Genomic DNA, 20480 nt, shown 5'->3' with positions numbered 1-20480 from the left:
GGACGGATAAAACCTTCTTTCGTTCAGACCTACACTCTTAGTCAAAATACACCGGGGTATCTGGATTGTTAACATGTCTGAACGCCATACGTATTTGAGATTCTGTATTCCTCGCCAGAGACAACGGAGGTAGCCCATTCTCAGGGAAAAAACCAACATCACTTGTTTCCACCCCTTCAATTCCATTACCACCTGTAATATCACATTGAATAAACAGCTTATATGTATGGTAGGCAGAAGGAGGATGGGGGTGGCGCTTTTTATCAAATACCGCTAAAAGCTTTACCGGCTCGACTTCAAACCCCGATTCCTCTTTCACCTCTTTTACAGCTACTTCGCCCGGGGAGAGCCCGATATCTCCCCACCCTCCGGGAAGGGACCACTTCCCGTCGCTCTTTTCTTTGACCATCAAAAGTTTGTTTTCTTTAAACACAACGGCTCTGATATCTACTTTAGGTGTAGCATAGCCTGTTTCATTGGCAAAAAGGGCTTTTATTTTCTCCGTGTCCATCCCGGTTTGATGTGCCATCATTTCTGTGCTGATTCTCCTGATTTCTTCAAAACGTTCCTTGTCATACACATCTTTTGTATATGTAAGCCCGGACTGGGAGATGGCCTGCAGCTCCTTTGCCCATGTGAGCCATTTAGGTTCCATGTCAACCGCCTCCATTGATCTTTATTACAGTATTCTGGATTAATTTTATCAACCCTTCTTTCAAGTATCCTGATTTCACAGACCTCCGACTTCAATTGAAGCACGACGGAAAGACATCCTTCTTCTAAAAAGAAAGTTTATGCGACAAATTATGACAATAAGTTCGCTTCTGTTCTGCTAGAATGAGACAGATTCTTAAATACTAAAATTAAAGGAGCCTGTCTATGAATGAACTGAGCAAAGGGTGGAAGATCCGCCACTCCCTCTACTTCTTATGGTTTTTGACCATCCTTTTTTTCTTTATTGCCTTTCTCCATATCGGAATCAGGGCTTCCAACCGGAGATGGATGCTTTACAGCTTACTGTATGCGTTACCTTTTCTTATAAGCTTTATGCTGTTTATTCTGGGTGTGCTTCCGGTGATCGAGAACCTGCTGTTCAACCTGGGCCTGGTAGGCTTTATCCTTGGAATCGTACATGCATTCCTTATTCGTAAGGACTATCTGCGCCAGCTTGCCGTAAAACAGGGAAAACTTGACTCTCAAGTTACTCCGGCCGCCATGGGCCTTGAAGAGGCGGTTGAAAAGTGGGAAAGAGAAAACCCGGAAGCCACAGACGAAACAGGAGAACAAACGTCTGCTCCTGCAAAGAGACTTAAAGAAGCGAAAAGCAATATTAAAACCGGGTGGATTACAGGCGTTATCCTCGCCTCTTTTAACGTCGTGCTCGTCTTGTTTATGATGTTCTTTAACCCTGACTTTCTGGGGATTGTCTGGGCAGACACGTTTATTGATATTGCCCTCATGTTTTTACTGAGCTTAGGTATTTACAAGGCAAGCCGGTTCTGTGCAGTTTCCCTATTACTCTATTACTGGGCAAGCCAGCTTTTCCTGCGCTTCGGTACAGAATTCTCCAATGCCGCCTCCCTTTTCATGGTTGCAGTGTTTTCATACTTTTTCATTCAGGGAATCCGGGGAACCTATCAGTATCACAAACTAAAAAAGGAAATGCTGCCTGCAGTTGAAGACAACCAATCACAGGGAGCATAGCTTTTATACAGAGGAGCGACTTATAGGAAATACCTGATGTATCGCTCTTTTTATGGTTAAAAGAGCGTTCTTACAACACATTTGCTGTGGTAAAATAAAACAGATTTTGGAAACGAAAATAGGAGGCTGTGATGAAGCGACTAACCAAACACCTGATACTCGTCCCCTGCACAGAAGAGTCCCTTCCCCAGGCATTCGACGAGGATTATCCAGTCGGCCCCCATATTGCAGCTTATATTGATGAGCTGAAAAACGACCCTTCCGCTCTCGGATGGGGACCGTGGTTTATTATAAGCAGGGAAACCCTCACCATTATCGGGGACGCCGGTTTTAAAGGGGTACCTGATAAAAATGGAGCTGTTGAAACAGGATACAGTATCATCCCGTCCGAGCAGAACAAAGGTCTCGCCACCGAAGCTGTGGCGGCACTCATAGACTGGGCCTGCTCAACCGGAGAGGCAAGCATCGTCCGGGCTGAGTGCCATAAGGATAATGTTCCTTCAATCCGTGTTTTAGAAAAAACAGGAATGGTGAGAGAGAAGGAAGTTGAGAGCATGATTTACTGGGAGAAGCCAGGGAACCGGGTGAATGCTGAGGATTCATGATAAGTGGTGGCGGATTCATGTTATATCAAAAAGATTCATCAGATTGGTCCGCGGATTCACGCTATACCCTTCTCCAACTGCCTGTCTCCCGTATTCACTTACTCTTTAAAATGCTGAACAATCTCGCCTTTCCCTTCTTTCACACTTACCTCAGCATATGCTCCGTTGATCAGTGTGATCTGTGGCGGGACGTGACCGCAGTCGATGTCATAGATGACAGGAATCCCAAGCTCCTCTGCGAGCTCTTCGTACACGTCTTCCGCTGTATACCCTTCTACCGGGGTATTGGCTGCGCTTCGCCCAAACAAGATTCCGGAGCACCCGTCAAACCAGCCTGCCATCTTCATCTGCACAAGATTTCTCCGAAGATCGGTGGTACTGAGCTCGCAGTTTTCAAAGTACCAGAGAATTGAATCCCCTCGTAAATACGTCTCCCTGAATCTTTTCACATCCCCCAGTTTTGTCCCTATAAGGTGACTGATCACATCGATACATCCCCCAAGCAGCCGTCCTTTTACCTGCTCTGCCTGCCCTGATACTGTTTTCCATTTTGTTTCCTCAGTTAAATGAAAAATCCACGGAGTTGGGTTATCAAACTGCCATTCTTTTTGATAGTAAAAGGAAGAATACTGCTTAATGAAATCACCTGCATTTGTGCTCAGAGCATTTTCCCATTTGGCTGTTGTCTCGTCCGTTTCTTTTCCCCGCAGATCAACGGCATTCGTTCCGTGAGCAGTTGCTATTCCCGTATTTAAGGTAACAGCAAGGAGCAGCAGACTTGTATCTGAATAACCGAGAAGCCATTTTCTGTTTATCTTCTCGTAGTCTATATGTTCGAGAATTTCTATTAAAAGCTCACCTCCCCATGGGGGGATAATGACATCGGTCGTGGAGTCTGAAAGGAACCGGTTCAGTTCTTCCGCCCTTACAGCAGCAGAAGCTGCTTTTGCTTTCTCCTGGGTCCAGACCGTATCCCCGCAGGTCACGCGGTGTCCTTTTTCTTCAAAACGGGCCACTGCTTCTTTAACCAGATGGTGCAGTTCGTTTTCCACTCCCGATGAAGGAGCTGTGATCGCAATGGAAGCTTTTGACGGCATTGTTGGATAGGTAATCACTTTTTCTCATCCTCCTTGGATTTTTTACAGCTTTTGTTGCCATAAATGTTTTGATGTAAAGAACAGCGGACTCCTAGCGAAAACACTTCCACCACTCTCTGCATATCAACATAATTTTCAGCTTAAATAAACGTTTAATTAAACTGCAGAAAAGATCGATTGGAAGGAATATTTATCCTATCTTATCATATGTGTTAGAATATGGAAGTCTTAATCTCCAAAAAAACTGCACCTCATTTCAAGGTGCAGTTCCTCTTATATTTTCTTTACAAACTCAGACTTCAGCTTCATGGCTCCGAAGCCGTCAATCTTGCAGTCAATATCGTGATCCCCGTTAACAAGACGGATATTTTTCACTTTCGTGCCTTGCTTCACAGCAGAAGAGCTGCCTTTAATTTTCAGATCTTTAATCACGGTGACAGTATCCCCGTCATTCAGGATGTGACCATTCACGTCCCGAATCACATTCTCTTCTTCAGAAGCCGCCTGCTTTCTTGCTGTCCATTCATGAGAGGACAAACGAGAAGGTTCCCATCTTCATAAATATATTCAGACCCGAATTCAGGGCAGTTCGGTCATTGTGTTCATTCCTCCAGTTATGTAATGAGGTATAGAAAACCCCCTCCGGAAATCATATCCGGAAGGGCTGTGCAACGAACTCAATAATAGTTACGTAAGTCCTTTTGGCTTTTCAGCCTCTCTTCTTTTTGCAGGAATTCGCGGAAAACAGACACTCTGTCTGTGCTGCGTGCTCGTAGCATTTTTATAAATTTCTTCTTGTCTGTTTTTGAAAAGTAGACACTCGCTTTTATCCTTTTTCGAATATGCGCCAGTTTTTTTACCTGACCGATTCTTTTTTGATAAAACGCTTCTATGAAAAGAGCAATACTGAATGCACCAATGATGGACTGTATCAGCTGAAACAGCTGCCTATCCCCGATAGCCAGTGGATCAAATATCAGATAGTACAGGCAAAGGAGCGTATTGCAAAAGAGCAGCGTTGCGATAACACCGAAAATAAAAGCATTCATGTAAAAGGACCGGGATGCTTTTCTCATATACCGGATCTCGTGATGAACATGTAACTCTCTATAACTCATAATCAATCATTCCCCTCAGAATGAGAATAGGAGACAATACAACCTTTCAATTCATGAGTGAATACTACTTTAAAAGCGTCATGAAGTCAATGTGATGTTATTTCCTAAGTCCCTGCCAAAAAAAACCCCCGTCTGAGGTATAAACTCAAACGAGGGTGGGTCAGCTATAGCTTTGGTACTCTGCGAAAATATCAGACTGCCTTACTTCTCTTCTTCCCTTAGTGCCTCCAGTACTTGATGAGCCAGTTCCGTCAGCGTCATTTTTGCCTCTTCTTCAATGAATTTTTTATCATCATTTAAGTGCTTCAAGAACTTCTCCACAAACATCCCAGCTTGTTTATGTCTATCCCCATCGTAATGATCGCCGGCTTGTCTGAGCGTGTTGCTGAGCTTGTTCGTCAGCGGTCTTTGAACTTGACCTGCATCAATGTATACGTTCAGCTTCTCATCCAATTCTGTCAACAGCTCGGCAACAGAAGCAGAAGGTACCGTTTCATCTTCTTCCTTCTCCTCAGGTTCACCGGCAAGGAATTCCCTTATGCCTTGAACTTCTACTCTTACATTATCAATAACCACGGTATGTTCGTGAGAAATTTGTTCATTTAATACGTTTCCGACAAGGAATTGTATTCCGACGTTATCGTCTGCGCCCATTTCAAATTCAAATGTGAACGTCTCAGTAGAACCCGAGAGTTGAACAACCTCTTCAAAGTGCCTGTAGTAGCCCCCGGCCGGACCATTGTCGAGGACAACTTCAATGGAACGGTCAGTCGTTGACCGGGCATCAAATTCAACCACATACGTTTGACCTTTGAACAAGTTCAACCCTGCCTGGTACAGCTGAATGTCCCAAGGGTTTGATCCGGTGTTTGCGATCGTTATTTTCGCTTCTTCTTCTCCATTAAACGTTGCGCTTGAACCGCCATCATATTCTCCCTGAAGGTGGGTGCCCCACTCTTCCAGGCCATGAGAGAAGTCGCCGTTTTTCAAAGGAAAATACTTTTCTCTCTCGCCTTTAACCTCAAAGCGGACATTTTTAACGACCACATCATGAGGACCGCTCTCAAATGCCCCAAGAAGATACTTAAGACCAACAACCTCATCTTCACCCATCACAAATTCAAACGCATAGGTATTCATTTCTTCAGTTAAAGAAATGTTCTTCGATAAAAAGCGGCGATAATTTGCATTTTCCACGATAACTTCAATGTCTCGATCAATCGTAGATTTAGCATCAAATTCAACAATGTACGTTTTTCCGGCCTTCACAGAAAGATCATTCTGGAAGAACATAATGTCCCATGGGTTATCACCGGTATTTTCTACAGAGAATCTTGCTTCCTCATTTTCCACCTTAAAGGATCCGGCTGAAGAAGAATCACCGTAGTCCCCTTGAATATGGGTGCCCCAGTATGAAGAACCATTGGTAAAGTCCCCATTCTTTAACGGGAACGCTTCTTCAAGTGATACGTTATCACCACCGGACAGCCGGAACAGTTCAATATCGTCCAATACAACATTACTGCTGTTTCCGCCAGCGTAAAAAACAAGCTGTCCCGCTGTATCCGTTACATCAGGCATGGTAAACGTGAATCCATGTTCTCCCTGGCCTTCTGGTAAAGCCAGTGTTTCCTCGTGGTAAACGCCTGTCCCGTCTTCGTTCAATAAAGCAACTTTAATGTCTCTTCCTTCAGTTGCTCTTCCGTTGAAAGTCAGTTCGTATTCAGCACCCGCGAGTAAGTTTATTCCGTATTGTGTTAAAGATACGGACTCAGGGACATTCCCGCCATCTGTTATATCAATCTCCAGCTCTCTGGCAATCGGATCCACAGAAGCGGAGGCATCAGCACCTTCACTTTCCAAATTCCAGAATGTCATTCTGTCCATCCTGCCCTGATCAAAGGTACCGTTGTACACATGGTTTCCGTTTCTTAACGGCTGTTTTGGAGCATTTTCATTATACGGATCTTGTGCTTCCACTTCTTCCAGTACGACATTTCCAACCCATACACTGTTTGTGTTTAAACCCATGTTGTATTCCAGACGGGCCATTGCGTCACTATCATGCTGCATCTGGAATGTCATTTCATACGTCTCAACATCCGTCGTTAAATTAAAGTCACGGCTTGGTGAATAGGCCGTATAGCCTCTTTCAGGACCACCGCCAATTTTCACATTCATCGACCGGTCAGCGGCCGCTTTTGCATCAAAGCTTAACTTGTACCATCTTCCCTTGCCTAACGTTACGTTTTGAATCAATTGAACGGAATAAGGCTGATTTCCGCCATTTGTAATGTCTACTTTGGCATAACGGTCACCATCTAATTCATCAACCGACACAGAAGCATCACCATTAAACTCATTTAAATGAACCAGGTTCCAGTAATCATAAGTCCATTTATTTTGAAGATCATCATTGGTTTTAATATCTGTGAACCCTTTTTCATAGTCCGTATCGTACACATAATTTCCGTCAATTGCTTCTTTTGCGTTTTCCGGAAGCTCTTCCGCTTCAAATACCGGCTCTACAGGCTCCATGTAGTCTCTGCCCGTCAGTTCATAAGCCTTTACATAATCAATGACAACCTCACCCGGAAAGTCGGTCGTGTGATCCGGATCTCCACCATACCATCCGCCAACAGCGAGGTTTAAAATAAGATAGAATTCCTGATCGAAAGGAGCTGGGTACGAAAATTCAGCTGGGTTTCCTGCACCGGTTGTGCTCCAGTTATTTAACGTCTGGTACAATTCACCGTTCACATACCAGCGAATTTCTCCCGGTTCCCATTCCACACTGTACACATTAAAGTCCGTAATATCGGTTCCCTCTGGAAAATAGTAATCTTTTGCTGTATACGTATTGTTCGGCCATTCAGCTCCATAGTGAATCGCGCCACCGATATGATCAGGTCTTCCCCCTGCCGCTTCCATAATGTCAATCTCACCCGAAGCCGCCCAGCCGCCGTATACATCGTCTTCAGGCATCATCCAGAATGCCGGCCAGTATCCCTGCCCTTCAGGAAGCGCCATCTTTGCTTCAAATTTCCCGTACTTCTGGCTGAACTTCCCCTGAGAATGAACCTTGCCGGAAGTATACTCATAGGTTCCTGTTTCATCAGTAACCGTTTCTTCCCGGCCTTCCAAAATGAGCTTTCCGTCCTCTACTTTTACGTTATCCTCCTGGTAGGATTGAAGCTCCTCATTCCCCCAGCCGGGAACCCAGTTCCCGTTGGCATCATAAAACCCGTTTCCAATATCAATCGTCCATTTCTCGAGATCAAGTTCGTCCCCTTCAAACTGATCTTCCCACGTTAACGTCCAATCATCATCTTCTGTCTCCCCCGAATGATTGCTGCCTTCTGCGTTTTGCGTAAATAAAACCGGTACAACCAGTAAAAAAATCATGAACAACCCTATACTTCTTCTCACCATATGCGTTTTCCCACCTCTTCATTTTCATTGTTAACTCTCTTCTAACCCTTTCTGCTCTCGTGCCTCCTTATTTATTTTTTGAGAAACATCTTCCATCCGAAAGCGCTTTCGAAAACACCTATACAAGATGATGAAGAGTTTCAAAAGACTCCCTTCACCTCTGGATTTAAATGCAATCGTTACGAAAGCGCTTTCGTTTTTTGCATTACTAATGGATGGAGAAGATGTTTATAAGAGAAGTTGTTTTTAAATTGTAAAAACATCCTTCTTCAGTTCTTAAAACAAGTCAATACGGGGAGCGAAAGCGCTTTTGTATGAGGGAATAAAAAAAGTGTTACCGGTGTTTTAAAAACTGAAAAACTGCTGTCTACTCGTAATGAATTGTATCTTGCAGGCTTTAAAATGTCAATATTGGATTTTGAAAAATCTGATTATTGTGCGAAATACTGCTTTTTCATACCTTCAAGGTTGAAGCTCTGAGCCGTTTTTACTATACTCACTATCGTAGCTTCATCAACCAAAAATACTTAGTCAGGAAGGTGATTCATCATGAAAAAGTATTTATTTACATGTTTGCCAGCCGTATTCCTGTTAACAGCTTTAGCTGGATGCGGAGCCAACGGAGAAGCAGAAGAACCCGGCGAAATGGAACAGGATGAGAATGAGGGAGAGTTTGAAGCCGAAAGAACAGAGAACGAAGTGAAAGTAATTGCCCACCGTGGTGCCAGCGGCCACGCACCGGAACAAACCATGCCCGCTCTTAATAAAGCCGTGAAAATGGAGTCAGACTGGATGGAACTGGACATCCAGATGACAGCTGACGGGGAACTTGTTGCTTTCCACGATGATGAGGTTGACCGCACCACAGACGGAGAAGGCGAAGTGGGCGACTACACCCTGGAAGAGCTGAAAGAACTCGACGCCGGTTCTTGGTTTAACGAAGAATATCCGGAAAAGGCAGATGAGTCCTACGAAGGGGCCGAAATTCTCACACTTGAAGAAATCTTCGATGAGTTCGGCAGTGATGTCAACTACTACCTTGAAACCAAGTCTACCTACCTGAATGATGACATGGAAGAGCCTCTCGTAGAGATGATTGAGGAATATGGCTTTGACGAGAAAGACAATGTCATAATTCAGTCCTTCCACCAGGACAGCCTTAAAGAAGTACATGAACGTAACGAGTCCATCCCACTCGTTCAGCTTCTCTGGTGGGAAGTTGATGAAGAAACCGGGGAAAAAGAAGAATGGCTGGATATCACCCCTGCACCAAGTGAAATGACAGAGGAAGACTTTGAAGAGATTTCCCAGTATGCAGTGGGTATCGGCCCTCACCTTGAATACTACGATGGTACGGAGGTCATTGATGAAGACTTTGTCCAGCGTGCCCGGGAACACGATTTTATGGTTCACGTATACACGCTTAACGAAAAGGAAGACATGGAACGCCTCATGGACTGGGGCGTAACCGGTATCTTTACCGACTTCCCCGATCGTCTTCACAACGTCCTCGATGAACGTTCATAATGAAAAACAAGCCCGGAGGCACCTTATGCTTCCGGGCTTAGTCTGTTTTTGTCCAGCTCCCGTTCCCTGACCTCTAACGCAGCAAAAAGAGATTAAGTACTCAGCTTTCTCTCTTACTCTATTGGCAAGCAGATCACTATAGTTCTCTGGCACCTCCTCCTTTTTGAAAGTCAGGGCTTGACCAGATCATATTAGAAGCGTATACTCCCAAATAGGAATTATTACGATTTGAGAGAGGGGTATTTTTATGAAACGAACACATCTTTATGCTTCAACGTTTGCCGCTGTTTTACTGCTGGCTGCCTGTCAGAGTGAAAACACCGAAGAATCCAGCTCTAACCAGGGGGATGAAGCTCAAGAGGACACAGGAAATGAACCAGCAGAGGATAATGACGCGGAAGAAAACGAGGAGCACCAGGAAGATGATGACCAGGATCACAGCAGTGATGATCATGACCATGACCATGACCATGACCATGATCACAGCCATGATGAAGAATCACAGGCGATTTATGATGGTTACTTTGAAGATGAGCAAATTGAAGACCGGGATCTATCTGACTGGGAAGGGGAATGGCAATCTGTTTACCCCTACTTCATAAACGGGGAACTGGATGAAGTCATGGAGCATAAAGCCGCTGAAAGCGACTCAATGACAGCAGAGGAATATACCGAATACTATGAAACCGGCTATGAAACAGACGTGGATAACATCACCATTGAAGACGGTACGTTTACATTTAGCAGTGATGAAGGTGAATGGAGCGGAGAGTACGTTTACGACGGCTATGAGATTCTCACTTACGAAGCCGGCAACCGCGGTGTACGTTTCATTTTCAAACAGGAAGAAGGCGATGATGAGATGCCTGCTTACATTCAGTTTAGCGACCACAATATCTTCCCAACAAAATCGGACCACTTCCACCTCTATTGGGGAGATGACCGAGAAAGATTGCTAGATGAAGTAACTAACTGGCCGACTTACTACCCTGCCCATATGGACGGAAATGACATTAAACAAGAAATGATGGCCCATTAAAGAGCGGCTGCCGGACAAGCAGTTAATAAGTGAAAACAGGGGGCTTCATGCCCCCTGTTTTCATCTCACTGCGAAGAATGACTTCGTTTACAAAGAACCAAATCATTTTAGTTTACACGTACCTATGACTCTCTATGGAATGTAATACTAGACAATAAAATAATTCCCATGGAAAAATATCAATTATTTATTCCACTAAAAAAAGAGGAAACCTTGTTTGGTTTCCCCTTTTTTCTTAGTTGCCACCTTTTTTGTAACGCATCAAAAATCATTCTCAGATTCTATCAGTCTACTCTACCGTTACACTCTTTGCGAGGTTACGTGGCTTATCTACGTCACAGCCGCGGTGCAGGGCAGCATAGTAAGAGATAATCTGAAGTGGAAGCACACTTACAAGCGGCGTCAGATATTCGTGAACGTGCGGAATAACAAGCGTATCTTCTTCCTCTTCCATTCCTTCCATGCTGATAACACATGGATATGCTCCACGGGCAACCACTTCTTTGATGTTTCCGCGGATGCTTAAGTTCACGTGTTCCTGAGTAGCAAGGCCGATAACCGGTGTACCTTCTTCAATCAGGGCAATCGTGCCGTGCTTAAGCTCTCCTCCGGCAAAACCTTCTGCCTGAATGTAGGAGATTTCTTTAAGCTTCAAGGCACCTTCAAGACAGACATGGTAGTCCATGGCACGGCCGATGAAGAAACAGTTGCGGGTAACGCTCATGAAGTCACGTGCGATCTGCTCGAGTTCTTCTTTACGGTCTGCCAGTGTTTCCATTGCATTTGCCACGATGGCAAGCTCCTGGAGCGGATCGAAGTCCATTTGAATACCGCCGGCGCGGGCTGTATCCACCGCAAGAATCGCAAGAACCGCCATCTGGGCTGTATAAGCTTTTGTAGAAGCAACGGCAATTTCAGGACCTGCGTACGTGTGAAGCGTGTAATCTGCTTCACGGGATAATGTTGAACCCGGTACGTTCGTGATCGTCAGGGATTTATGGCCAAGCTTTTTAATTTCCACAAGTACGCCGCGGCTGTCAGCCGTTTCGCCACTTTGTGAAATGAAAATAAAGAGTGGTTTTTCGCTAAGCAATGGCATGTTATATAGAAACTCACTGGCAATGTGCGTTTCAACAGGCTTGTTAGCGATTTTTTCGATCAGTTGTTTTCCGACTAATCCGGCATGATAGCTTGTTCCTGCCGCAATAATATACACACGGTCGGAATCAAGGACAGCCTGGCGGATATTTTCGTCAAGTTTGATCGTGTCGTTTTCGTTTTTGTATTTGGTGATGATATTACGGATAACAAAAGGCTGCTCATCAATTTCTTTAAGCATGTAGTGCGGATACGTCCCTTTTTCGATGTCGCTTGAATCAAGCTCTGCCGTGTAGGAATCACGAGCGACGTTTTCACCCTCAAGTGTTTTCACCTGAACATTATCACGGGTAACAACAACGATTTCTTCGTCCATGAGTTCAATAAACTCATTGGTTACCTGAAGCATCGCCATTGCATCACTTGCAACCACGTTTACTCCGTCAGCAATACCGACAAGGAGCGGGCTTTTATTTTTACCTACATAAATCGTATCCGGATCCTTGTTGTCTAAAAGGGCTGTCGCGTAAGAACCTTTTAAGAGGCTGAGTGTTAGACGGAACGCCTCTTCTGTTGTTTTTCCTTCATTCGCGAAGCGCTCGATAAGCTGTACGATGATTTCCGTGTCCGTATCACTTACAAGCTCAACGTGCTGAAGGTGTTCTTTACGAAGCTGTGAGTAATTTTCGATTACGCCGTTGTGTACGATCGTAAAACGCTCATTTGTGCTCTGATGAGGGTGAGCATTCACCTGGCTCGGTGCACCGTGGGTAGCCCAGCGTGTATGGCCGATACCGACTGTACCTTTTTTAGTCTCATCTACAGCACTGCGAAGGTTGGCAATACGTCCTTTTTCTTTAAAGACGCTTACTCCCTGATCGCTTGCAACTGCAATACCTGCAGAGTCATATCCGCGGTACTCAAGCTTTTCCAGTCCTCTTAGTAAAACCTCTTTTGCATCTTCTGTTCCGATATATCCAACAATTCCACACATAAAAACTTTTCCTCCCTCAGCAGGGCAGGAAAATGCGCAGGGCACTCCCGCCCCACTCTCTATTCTGGTTTTATATTTTTGGGTCATCAAAATCGCAGCTTTTGTTCAAAGAGTCGCCTCTTTGTTTTGGGCTTTGATTTTCGGTTGTGATGATCGCAACCGGGAGGCATCCGCCGAAATGATCGATAAACCTCCTCCTCGTCAACTGCCGTTGATTTGTCCGTTCACAAGGGCAGTTCAGGCGCTTTTAAACTAACAGTTCAGTAACTTCGATCCACCTTTCCATTTTTGAATACCCGCTCATCATACTACATTCTGTAAAATACGGTCAATACTTTTGTATGAAGGCGCTACTGTTGACGTTTCCCCTGGCTGTTCGTGATTAAACGTTCCTTTGTTTTCCACCTCCTTTATGCAGGCGGGGATTTCCCTTTAATCAAGAATATGCCTGGATAGCACCCTCTGTGCCACCCAGGCAGTCCCGTATTAGTCGAGAGATCCGAGTTCCCGTTTGACAACATCAACAATTTTTTGAACATACGTATCGCAAAGTCCCACTGTTGGTGCTTCTGCCATCACCCGGACAAGGGGCTCAGTTCCTGACGGACGCACGAGGATGCGGCCCTCACCGTTCATTTCCCCTTCAACAGCCTGAATCTCTTCAGTAATAACCTCATTATCGTGAAGAGCATGCTTGTCAGCTACACGTACATTAACAAGCTTCTGAGGGTATTTCTTCATTTCAGATGCCAGCTGGGATAGCGGCTTGTCCGTCGCTTTCATGATGTTGACAAGCTGGATTGCCGATAAAAGACCATCGCCTGTAGTGGAGTAATCAAGGAAAATGATGTGTCCGCTCTGCTCACCACCGAGGTTGTAGCCTCCCTTGCGCATCTCTTCCATCACATAACGGTCTCCGACTGCTGTCTGTTGGGTATTAGCACCGATTTTCTCCAGGCCTTTGTAGAAGCCAAGGTTACTCATAACAGTGGAAACAACGGTATTTTCTTTCAGGAAGCCTTTTTCTTTCATGTATTTGGCACAGATAAACATAATCTGGTCGCCATCTACGATATCGCCGTTTTCATCAACAGCAATCAGACGGTCAGCGTCTCCGTCAAAGGCAAGGCCGATGTCAGCTCCCTTTTCCTTCACAAGGGATACAAGGGCTTCCGGATGCGTCGATCCTACACCTTCGTTAATGTTAACGCCGTTCGGAGAGGCACCGATTGTTGAGATCTGCTCTGCTTCAAGGTCCGCAAAGAGGTGCGTAGCCAGTGAAGACGCTGCACCGTGGGCACAGTCAAGAGCAATATGTAAGCCGGTAAAGTCCTGATGAATCGTTTGTTTAAGAAACTGCAGATACTTCTGTCCACCCTCAAAATAATCATTAACCTGACCAAGATCCCCGCCAGTAGGACGAGGCAGTCCGTCTTCCATTCCCTCTTCCTGATTTAAAAGAGCTTCAATCTCTTCTTCCTGGCTGTCTACAAGCTTAAATCCGTCCGGTCCGAAAAACTTGATACCGTTATCAGCTACCGGATTGTGGGATGCTGAAATCATAACCCCTGCCTGAGCACTCAATGCCTTTGTAAGATAAGCTACACCAGGTGTTGAAATAACACCGATACGCATAACTTCAGCACCGATGGAAAGGAGTCCTGCTACAAGTGCCCCTTCCAGCATGTGCCCGGAAATACGTGTGTCACGGCCGATTAACACTTTTGGCTTTCCTTCACATTCCTTCGTGAGAACATATCCGCCGAAGCGGCCCAGTTTAAATGCCAATTCAGGTGTGAGTTCAGTGTTTGCTACCCCTCTGACCCCGTCAGTTCCAAAATACTTACCCATATCAATCTCTCCTTATCGATTAAATCCAATGTGGCGTTCTGTGAATGGAAGAGGTTGTATCTTCTTCTTCAGTTTCTTCAGCTTCTTCCTCGTCCTCTGGTTGTTCTTCTATTTCTTCTTCTATTTCTTCTTCCATTTCTTCTTCCGTTTCTGCTTCGCTGCTTTCTTCTTCGTCCTCCGGCTCGGTTACCTCATCTTCAGGTTCGGTACTTTCCTCTACGGATGAGCTTTGGATTTCTTCCTCTTCTTCATCATACACGATTACCTGAACTTCGTTGAGACTTTGATTAAAACGAAGATTCCGGGGGCCGTTCAGGACAAGGGGGACTTCGTGCTCTCCTTCATCAAGGCCCTCCAGATCAATAAACGCATCGATATCATCCCGGCCAAGGTTTCTGAGGATACTCGGCGCACCGAGAACCTGCAAATCAAAATACGTATTTTCAGGTGCCACAAGCTCTACCTCTTTGCCCTCTTCCAGACCGATGATTTCAAACGGAAAGTTACCGAACGTCCGGGTTTCCTCTTCTTCTATCTGCACATCTACGGTGATGGTCTCAGGCTCTACTCTCTCCACTCCTTCAGGAACCGGCACATCCAGTTCAATGGAGGTGTCTTCTGTAATGTCACTGAGGTCAATGGAAAGGTCGTCAATTGAACTAATGTCATTCAATACTGACGACGGTCCAAAAAGCGTGACCGTTTCAGGTGATGCTTCAATGGATGCTACAGCACTTCCGTTGGGGAGCGTGCCCTCCCTCCCGATGTTGACCGGTACTTCTTTTCGAGGAGTACTGTTAATGGGTATTTCCACATCTACTTCGGAAGGGTTTGTTTCCAGCTGAACCTCATTCCCGTAAGCGTCAAAGAGAACGACATCGGCACTTTCTGATACTGTATCTGTTTCTCCTCCGATGTCCACAAACGTTCGTGCATAGGCAATCTGGTTAATAAGGCTCTCGGCTGCCGTTACTTCTACAATGGACGGGTCGACTGAAGGCTCGCCTATTGTGTAGTCGGCCCCTATTTCCTCTTCGTTGAGCAGCTCAATTTCCACTGGGAAAGAAGCTGTTTGCTTTTCTTCCAGCGTCACACTGACAGTCATTGGCATAACAGAGATATTCAAGTCATTTGAGAATCCACGGTGTTGCACTCTTTCATAATGCTCTCCCGGTTCTTTTCCCCTCAAGTCAATAAACACCTCATACTGAGGACTTCTGAATTGCAGAATCGTCAGAAGGTTTTGAGGCCCCCGCACATTTACTTCCACAGTCTCCGGTGCGTCGCTCACAACATAATCCTCATCGTTGTAGTAAACCTGAAGTTCCACTTCTTCCAGAACGCGATGTCCGTCGGTAATTCCCGGTATACCGCCGGGCTGCTGATTGACGTTATCAATACTCACCATTAAATAGAGCATCACGGCAATCACAATGGAGATACCGCGAATAAACCATTTGTTATTAAACCACTTATCCATTTTTCCTGCCTCCCCACTGCCAGCGTGATGTAGTGGAGCCGGATTGTTCGGACATCATTTCTTTTACAAGCAGCTCTCTGAGAGACTCTTCGTCTAAATTACGGTGAAGCTCCCCGTTCTTCGTTAACGAAATACCTCCTGTTTCCTCTGATACAGCAAGGGTGATCGCATCTGTCACTTCACTGACTCCAAGAGCAGCCCGGTGGCGTGTACCCAGCTCTTTTGAAATAAATGGATTTTCTGATAATGGCAGATAGCAGGCTGCAGCCGTAATTTCATTTCCTTTAATAATCACAGCTCCGTCATGGAGAGGTGTATTTGGAATAAAGACGTTGATTAACAGCTCTGAAGAAAGTCTTGCTTCCATCGGAATCCCTGTCTCCACATAATCATTCATACCTGTTTCCCGTTCCAGTGAAATGAGGGCACCTATTCGGCGTTTCCCCATATAGTTCGCTGCTTTTACGACATGATTGATCGTCGTCTTCAATTCTTCTTCTTCAGCTGACGAACTTTTCGCAAAGAATTTCCCCCGGCCAAGCTGCTCCAGGGCACGTCTTAGTTCAGGCTGGAAGATAATAATAATCGCAAGAAGACCGTATGTAACAGCGGTTCCCATAATCCACTGCAGTGTCTGAAGCCCTAAGAAGCTTGAGATGAACCACACCGCAAGAATAACAACGATCCCTTTTACAAGTTGTACGGCCCTCGTTCCGCGAATCACCATAATCAGCTTGTAAATAACAAAAGATACAAGTGCAATATCTAAAATAATTCCTAAAATACGAAGGATTTGAATATCTTCAAACATGGCTTTTCCTCCATGAAAAAATTCCTAAAGAAACGTTTTATAACGAAAAGTCTGGGATTAATCCGGAAAATACCGCAGTTAATCCTGTTTAGTATTGTTATAACTTACCTATTATATCACAAAACGTTTACTTTCGGTTTGATCCGTATACTGTTTTTAACCCGCTCTTCCCTATGTATTCCCCACCTTTAAGACGATACAACATACGATTTCGTTACATCCTGGTTACAAAAAGAGGTTGGCCCAAAAGGTGGTTTCTACCTTTTGGGCCAACCTCGAAGCAACGAGCGGAGCCGCTGCCGTCTTTAAAGAGCCCGGAAGGAGTGGGTTTACTCCTGCCGGGCGAGCATCGTGCCTGTCTACTGTTACCTTTTGAGAATTTTCTTCTTATTCATGATTCTCCGCGGGGGCCTGACTGTCAAAAATGCTGACAACTTCGCCGAAGAATGATTTAGTCTCATACCAAAGCCAGCTCATAATCTGATTGATCTCGTTTGTTTCTCCTGCAATGTATCCGGCCGAAGCGAGGTACTGTTCGCCGTTAATCACCGTGACATTCCCCAGCACTTCACCTTCTATCTCCACGTCACCGTTGCGTATCAGAAGGTCTCCTTCTATCGTTTCACCTGCCGGAACAATGACCACACTGCGCTCTTCATCAATATGGAAGTTTCCCTGTCCCTGTACGGTAATCTGGGAGCCTCCCCCGGACCATAAAGAGGAGACGCTTGTGACAAACAACAGCATGAACACAGCTGCCGCAAGGACAAACGGGTGCTTTCGCAGCCACGTTTTATATTTCCTGCTTTTCTTTTGTTCAGGAAGCTTTTTCATCACATTAGCAGTGAAATCCCCTGGCGCTTCAATATGAGACGAGCTCTGGACAATGGCAATGGTCTTTCGCAGTTCACGCAGGTGCTTGTCACAGTCCCCGCATTTCATAAGATGCTGCTCGAGCTGTTTCTTCTCCAGGAGCGTCATTTCTTCATCGAGATATTTATGAAGGTCTTCAATTTTGGTTTTTTCACAAGCCATGAAAAGCACCCCTTTCTTACGAGTTGCGAAGTCGTTTGCGCAACGCCTCTCTCCCTCGGTGAATACGTGTTTTGACTGTCGCTACCGGGAGATTGAGGATTTCGCTTATTTCCTTTAAGGAAAGATCCTCTAAGTATTTTAAAATGATTGCAGAACGGTATTTTGGAGGAAGCGCTGTAATCTCACTCTGTATCCATCCCTGCATTTCATACTGCACGACCTTATCTTCAGGAAGTTCTTCATCTGCGGCAATCTGGGAGTAATAGTTGAGATCCTCTGTCCCTCCCACAGGATCATCCAGATGAAAATCCGGCTTCTTTTTACGTATACGGTCAATGGACAGATTGGTTGCAATCCGAAACAGCCAGGTTGAAAATTTCCGGTTCATATCAAAGCTGTCTATGTTCGTATAGGCTCTTAAAAAGGCCTCCTGGGAAATGTCCTGAGCTTCATGCACATTTCCGAGCATGCGGTATGAAATTTGGTACACTTTATCTTTGTACAGATCGACGAGTTCAGCAAACGCCTGCTGATCCCCTTTTTTTACTTCCATAATAATTTTTTTGACCACCGCGTCCATCGTATAACCTCCGCTTCATGGCGGTTACCTTAATTACGTCATAGGGTATAGAAAGGTTTCACCTGATTTCCAATTTACATTTTATCACCCAAATACAGAAAAATCATACAGTTTCCAAAAAAGATTATGTTTAGAATAGAATGACTTAGGGTATCCTACATACATCTAAGTCTATTTAAATGGGAGGGCGTACATTTGGAGCTTGAACAGAAGGACTTGTTGGAAGAGATTGAATGGGCACGGGAGAAGATGTACACCCTGTCATCACAACTAAACCGCACCTCTCACGAAGTCGTAGCAATTAGTTCCTACTTAGATCAGCTGCTTAACAAATACCAATCCACGTACTACAAAATAGAAAACTAGGAATAACCCATATTATCACCACCCGTCGCACCGAGCGGCGGGTTTTTCTTTTGTATGGCGTGCATTATGTATGGTACCCGCTTACCCTGCGAGTTGTTTCCACACAGACAAACCGCTGCCTGCAGTGAGGGAATCGGGGTCAGCTCCACCCGGGCAGACCTGTCGGCACCACAGGGGAAAGTAGCGGAAATCAACACCAGTATAATAGGGCCTTAAAATAAAAAAATCCGGCTTGCTGTAAGCCAGAGTTTGTTTGAGTATATTGGTGGAGCCTAGCGGGATCGAACCGCTGACCTCCTGCGTGCAAAGCAGGCGCTCTCCCAGCTGAGCTAAGGCCCCATTTAAATTTGCATTTACTTAAAAAGTAATGGCAGGGCTAGCAGGATTCGAACCTGCGCATGACGGAATCAAAATCCGTTGCCTTACCGCTTGGCTATAGCCCTACGCTTAAAATATGTAGTGGTGCTGGCCAGAGGACTTGAACCCCCAACCTACTGATTACAAGTCAGTTGCTCTACCAATTGAGCTAGGCCAGCAAAATGATAGAAAATGGTGACCCGTACGGGATTCGAACCCGTGTTACCGCCGTGAAAGGGCGGTGTCTTAACCACTTGACCAACGGGCCTCCTGGAGCTTCCTAGCGGGCTTGAACCGCTGACCTCATCCTTACCATGGATGCGCTCTACCAACTGAGCTAAGGAAGCATGGCTCCACAGGTAGGACTCGAACCTACGACCGATCGGTTAACAGCCGATTGCTCTACCACTGAGCTACTGTGGAACGGTAATGAATTGCCAATAGGCGGCGAATCTCTTCGTCTGCTGCGCTCATTCCCTCGGTCACGTACTTGGGTACGCTCCCTCAGTCATTCACTTGCTTCCTCGACCTTCTTGCCTCTTGGCAATTCAGATCTTTGGAACAGCGGCGAATCTCTTCGTCTGCTGCGCTCATTCCCTCGGTCACGTACTTCGGTACGCTCCCTCAGTCATTCACTTGCTTCCTCGACCTTCTTGCCTCTTGGCAATTCAGATCTTTGGAACAGCGGCGAATCTGTCATGAACTGCTTGTCCGCTTTTTGGCTTCACCCCAGAAGGGTTATGCCCAGCGACGTCCTACTCTCACAGGGGGAGAGCCCCCAACTACCATCGGCGCTGAAGAGCTTAACTTCCGTGTTCGGCATGGGAACGGGTGTGACCTCTTCGCTATCGTCACTGGACATGATTGAGACATTTGATATCATACTATAGATTCTCTTGTTTGTGCAAGAGTTTTTATAGATTTTTTTATCAAAAATCAAATATCAGGAGGTGTCTCAAAAGGGAAAAATAGATTGGCAATGGCTGCGCACGCTGCTCGCCGGCAGTAAAACCTACTTCTGCCGCCCTCTTTTAAAGAGGGCAGCGGCTCCGCTCATTGCTTCGAGTTTGAAGGCCCGTATGTATTTGTGTGGTTAATCCTATTCTGTTTTCCGGTGCTGCTCAGCTTTTTTGGAAGTCTGGCGGTTCCTCATATACTTCATATATTCTTTCGGATTTACAAAGCGTTTATACATCCGAAAAATAATCTGGTACCGTTCTTCCATCGCCCGCTTTACGATTCCGTCAATGCGTGAATCCGTCAGGTCGAGCAAAAGTTCTTCAAGCTCCCGTTTTAATAAATACTCCATTTCCTGTGTTTCTTTGGCATTAAGCATTAATCCAAACATAGGTCACCTCTGTCTTCAACATTTGCAATCGATTGTGT

Annotated in this window: 16 protein-coding genes, 6 tRNA genes, 1 rRNA gene and 1 pseudogene; 5 read left to right on the top strand and 19 right to left on the bottom strand. The window is 45.4% G+C overall.

Features of this window, described 5'->3' with window-relative positions; translation table 11 throughout:
• Window positions 1-37: 37 nt before the first annotated feature.
• Complete coding sequence (locus JSY36_RS13255; protein ID WP_205166742.1) at window positions 38-655, bottom strand: NUDIX hydrolase; 618 nt, start codon at window positions 653-655, stop codon at window positions 38-40.
• A 224-nt stretch (window positions 656-879) separates the two neighbouring features.
• On the opposite strand from JSY36_RS13255, the gene JSY36_RS13250 reads away from it, so the two are divergent.
• Together JSY36_RS13250 and JSY36_RS13245 are read left to right on the top strand one after the other, a co-directional pair.
• The gene (locus tag JSY36_RS13250) at window positions 880-1704 is read left to right on the top strand and encodes a hypothetical protein (protein ID WP_205166741.1); all 825 of its coding nucleotides are present in this window, start codon (window positions 880-882) and stop codon (window positions 1702-1704) included.
• Window positions 1705-1835: 131 nt separating this feature from the next.
• On the top strand, window positions 1836-2309 hold the full coding sequence (locus JSY36_RS13245) for a GNAT family N-acetyltransferase (RefSeq protein WP_205166740.1): 474 nt from the start codon (window positions 1836-1838) through the stop codon (window positions 2307-2309).
• A gap of 98 nt (window positions 2310-2407) precedes the next feature.
• On the opposite strand, the gene JSY36_RS13240 is transcribed toward JSY36_RS13245, so the two are convergent.
• The 4 genes and pseudogenes from JSY36_RS13240 to JSY36_RS13225 form a co-directional block, all read right to left on the bottom strand.
• A complete protein-coding gene (locus JSY36_RS13240; protein WP_205166739.1) occupies window positions 2408-3424 on the bottom strand; it encodes an LD-carboxypeptidase in 1017 nt (338 codons plus the stop codon).
• 255 nt (window positions 3425-3679) lie between these two features.
• Window positions 3680-3969 (bottom strand): annotated as a pseudogene (locus JSY36_RS13235) (zinc ribbon domain-containing protein YjdM).
• A gap of 114 nt (window positions 3970-4083) precedes the next feature.
• The gene (locus JSY36_RS13230) at window positions 4084-4524 is read right to left on the bottom strand and encodes a DUF5392 family protein (RefSeq protein WP_122901674.1); all 441 of its coding nucleotides are present in this window, start codon (window positions 4522-4524) and stop codon (window positions 4084-4086) included.
• Window positions 4525-4725: 201 nt separating this feature from the next.
• Window positions 4726-7956 (bottom strand): carbohydrate binding domain-containing protein, encoded by a 3231-nt coding sequence (locus tag JSY36_RS13225; RefSeq protein ID WP_236784862.1) that lies wholly within the window; start codon window positions 7954-7956, stop codon window positions 4726-4728.
• Window positions 7957-8505: 549 nt separating this feature from the next.
• Here JSY36_RS13225 and JSY36_RS13220 point away from each other — a divergent pair.
• On the top strand, window positions 8506-9483 hold the full coding sequence (locus JSY36_RS13220; protein WP_205166738.1) for a glycerophosphodiester phosphodiesterase: 978 nt from the start codon (window positions 8506-8508) through the stop codon (window positions 9481-9483).
• A 247-nt stretch (window positions 9484-9730) separates the two neighbouring features.
• The gene (locus JSY36_RS13215; protein ID WP_205166737.1) at window positions 9731-10522 is read left to right on the top strand and encodes a metal-binding protein ZinT; all 792 of its coding nucleotides are present in this window, start codon (window positions 9731-9733) and stop codon (window positions 10520-10522) included.
• 289 nt (window positions 10523-10811) lie between these two features.
• On the opposite strand, the gene glmS is transcribed toward JSY36_RS13215, so the two are convergent.
• The 6 genes from glmS to sigW form a co-directional block, all read right to left on the bottom strand.
• Complete coding sequence (glmS, locus tag JSY36_RS13210) at window positions 10812-12614, bottom strand: glutamine--fructose-6-phosphate transaminase (isomerizing) (RefSeq protein ID WP_205166736.1); 1803 nt, start codon at window positions 12612-12614, stop codon at window positions 10812-10814.
• Window positions 12615-13100: 486 nt separating this feature from the next.
• Window positions 13101-14465 (bottom strand): phosphoglucosamine mutase, encoded by a 1365-nt coding sequence (gene glmM / locus JSY36_RS13205; RefSeq protein ID WP_205166735.1) that lies wholly within the window; start codon window positions 14463-14465, stop codon window positions 13101-13103.
• A 19-nt stretch (window positions 14466-14484) separates the two neighbouring features.
• On the bottom strand, window positions 14485-15945 hold the full coding sequence (locus JSY36_RS13200; RefSeq protein WP_205166734.1) for a CdaR family protein: 1461 nt from the start codon (window positions 15943-15945) through the stop codon (window positions 14485-14487).
• Window positions 15938-16756, bottom strand: a complete 819-nt coding sequence (gene cdaA / locus JSY36_RS13195; protein ID WP_122901662.1) for a diadenylate cyclase CdaA — start codon at window positions 16754-16756, stop codon at window positions 15938-15940. The genes JSY36_RS13200 and cdaA overlap by 8 nt, the downstream gene beginning before the upstream one ends.
• 387 nt (window positions 16757-17143) lie before the next feature.
• Window positions 17144-17791: an anti-sigma factor family protein gene (locus JSY36_RS13190; RefSeq protein ID WP_205166733.1), complete on the bottom strand. Its 648-nt coding sequence runs from the start codon at window positions 17789-17791 to the stop codon at window positions 17144-17146.
• Window positions 17792-17807: 16 nt separating this feature from the next.
• Window positions 17808-18371, bottom strand: coding sequence for an RNA polymerase sigma factor SigW (gene sigW, locus JSY36_RS13185; protein WP_205166732.1), 564 nt, complete (start codon window positions 18369-18371; stop codon window positions 17808-17810).
• Between the two features lie 195 nt (window positions 18372-18566).
• Between sigW and JSY36_RS13180 the strand changes: the two genes are divergently transcribed.
• On the top strand, window positions 18567-18737 hold the full coding sequence (locus tag JSY36_RS13180) for an aspartyl-phosphate phosphatase Spo0E family protein (RefSeq protein ID WP_236784860.1): 171 nt from the start codon (window positions 18567-18569) through the stop codon (window positions 18735-18737).
• 263 nt (window positions 18738-19000) lie between these two features.
• Here the strand turns inward: JSY36_RS13180 and JSY36_RS13175 are convergent.
• The 8 genes from JSY36_RS13175 to JSY36_RS13140 all read right to left on the bottom strand — a co-directional run bounded on the left by JSY36_RS13175 (window position 19001) and on the right by JSY36_RS13140 (window position 20442).
• A tRNA-Ala gene (locus tag JSY36_RS13175) sits at window positions 19001-19076 on the bottom strand.
• Between the two features lie 29 nt (window positions 19077-19105).
• A tRNA-Gln gene (locus JSY36_RS13170) sits at window positions 19106-19180 on the bottom strand.
• Between the two features lie 17 nt (window positions 19181-19197).
• Window positions 19198-19273: transfer RNA gene (locus JSY36_RS13165), tRNA-Thr, on the bottom strand.
• Between the two features lie 14 nt (window positions 19274-19287).
• A tRNA-Glu gene (locus JSY36_RS13160) sits at window positions 19288-19362 on the bottom strand.
• Window positions 19363-19365: 3 nt separating this feature from the next.
• Window positions 19366-19441: transfer RNA gene (locus tag JSY36_RS13155), tRNA-Thr, on the bottom strand.
• Between the two features lies 1 nt (window position 19442).
• Window positions 19443-19517 (bottom strand) — tRNA-Asn (locus JSY36_RS13150).
• A 319-nt stretch (window positions 19518-19836) separates the two neighbouring features.
• Window positions 19837-19953, bottom strand: a 5S ribosomal RNA gene (gene rrf, locus JSY36_RS13145).
• Between the two features lie 240 nt (window positions 19954-20193).
• The gene (locus JSY36_RS13140) at window positions 20194-20442 is read right to left on the bottom strand and encodes a hypothetical protein (RefSeq protein WP_122901654.1); all 249 of its coding nucleotides are present in this window, start codon (window positions 20440-20442) and stop codon (window positions 20194-20196) included.
• Window positions 20443-20480 lie beyond the last annotated feature (38 nt).

The sequence above is a fragment of the Alteribacter salitolerans genome (assembly GCF_016901055.1).
GTDB lineage: Bacteria > Bacillota > Bacilli > Bacillales > Salisediminibacteriaceae > Alteribacter > Alteribacter keqinensis.
This window is presented reverse-complemented; position numbering and strand designations above follow the sequence as displayed.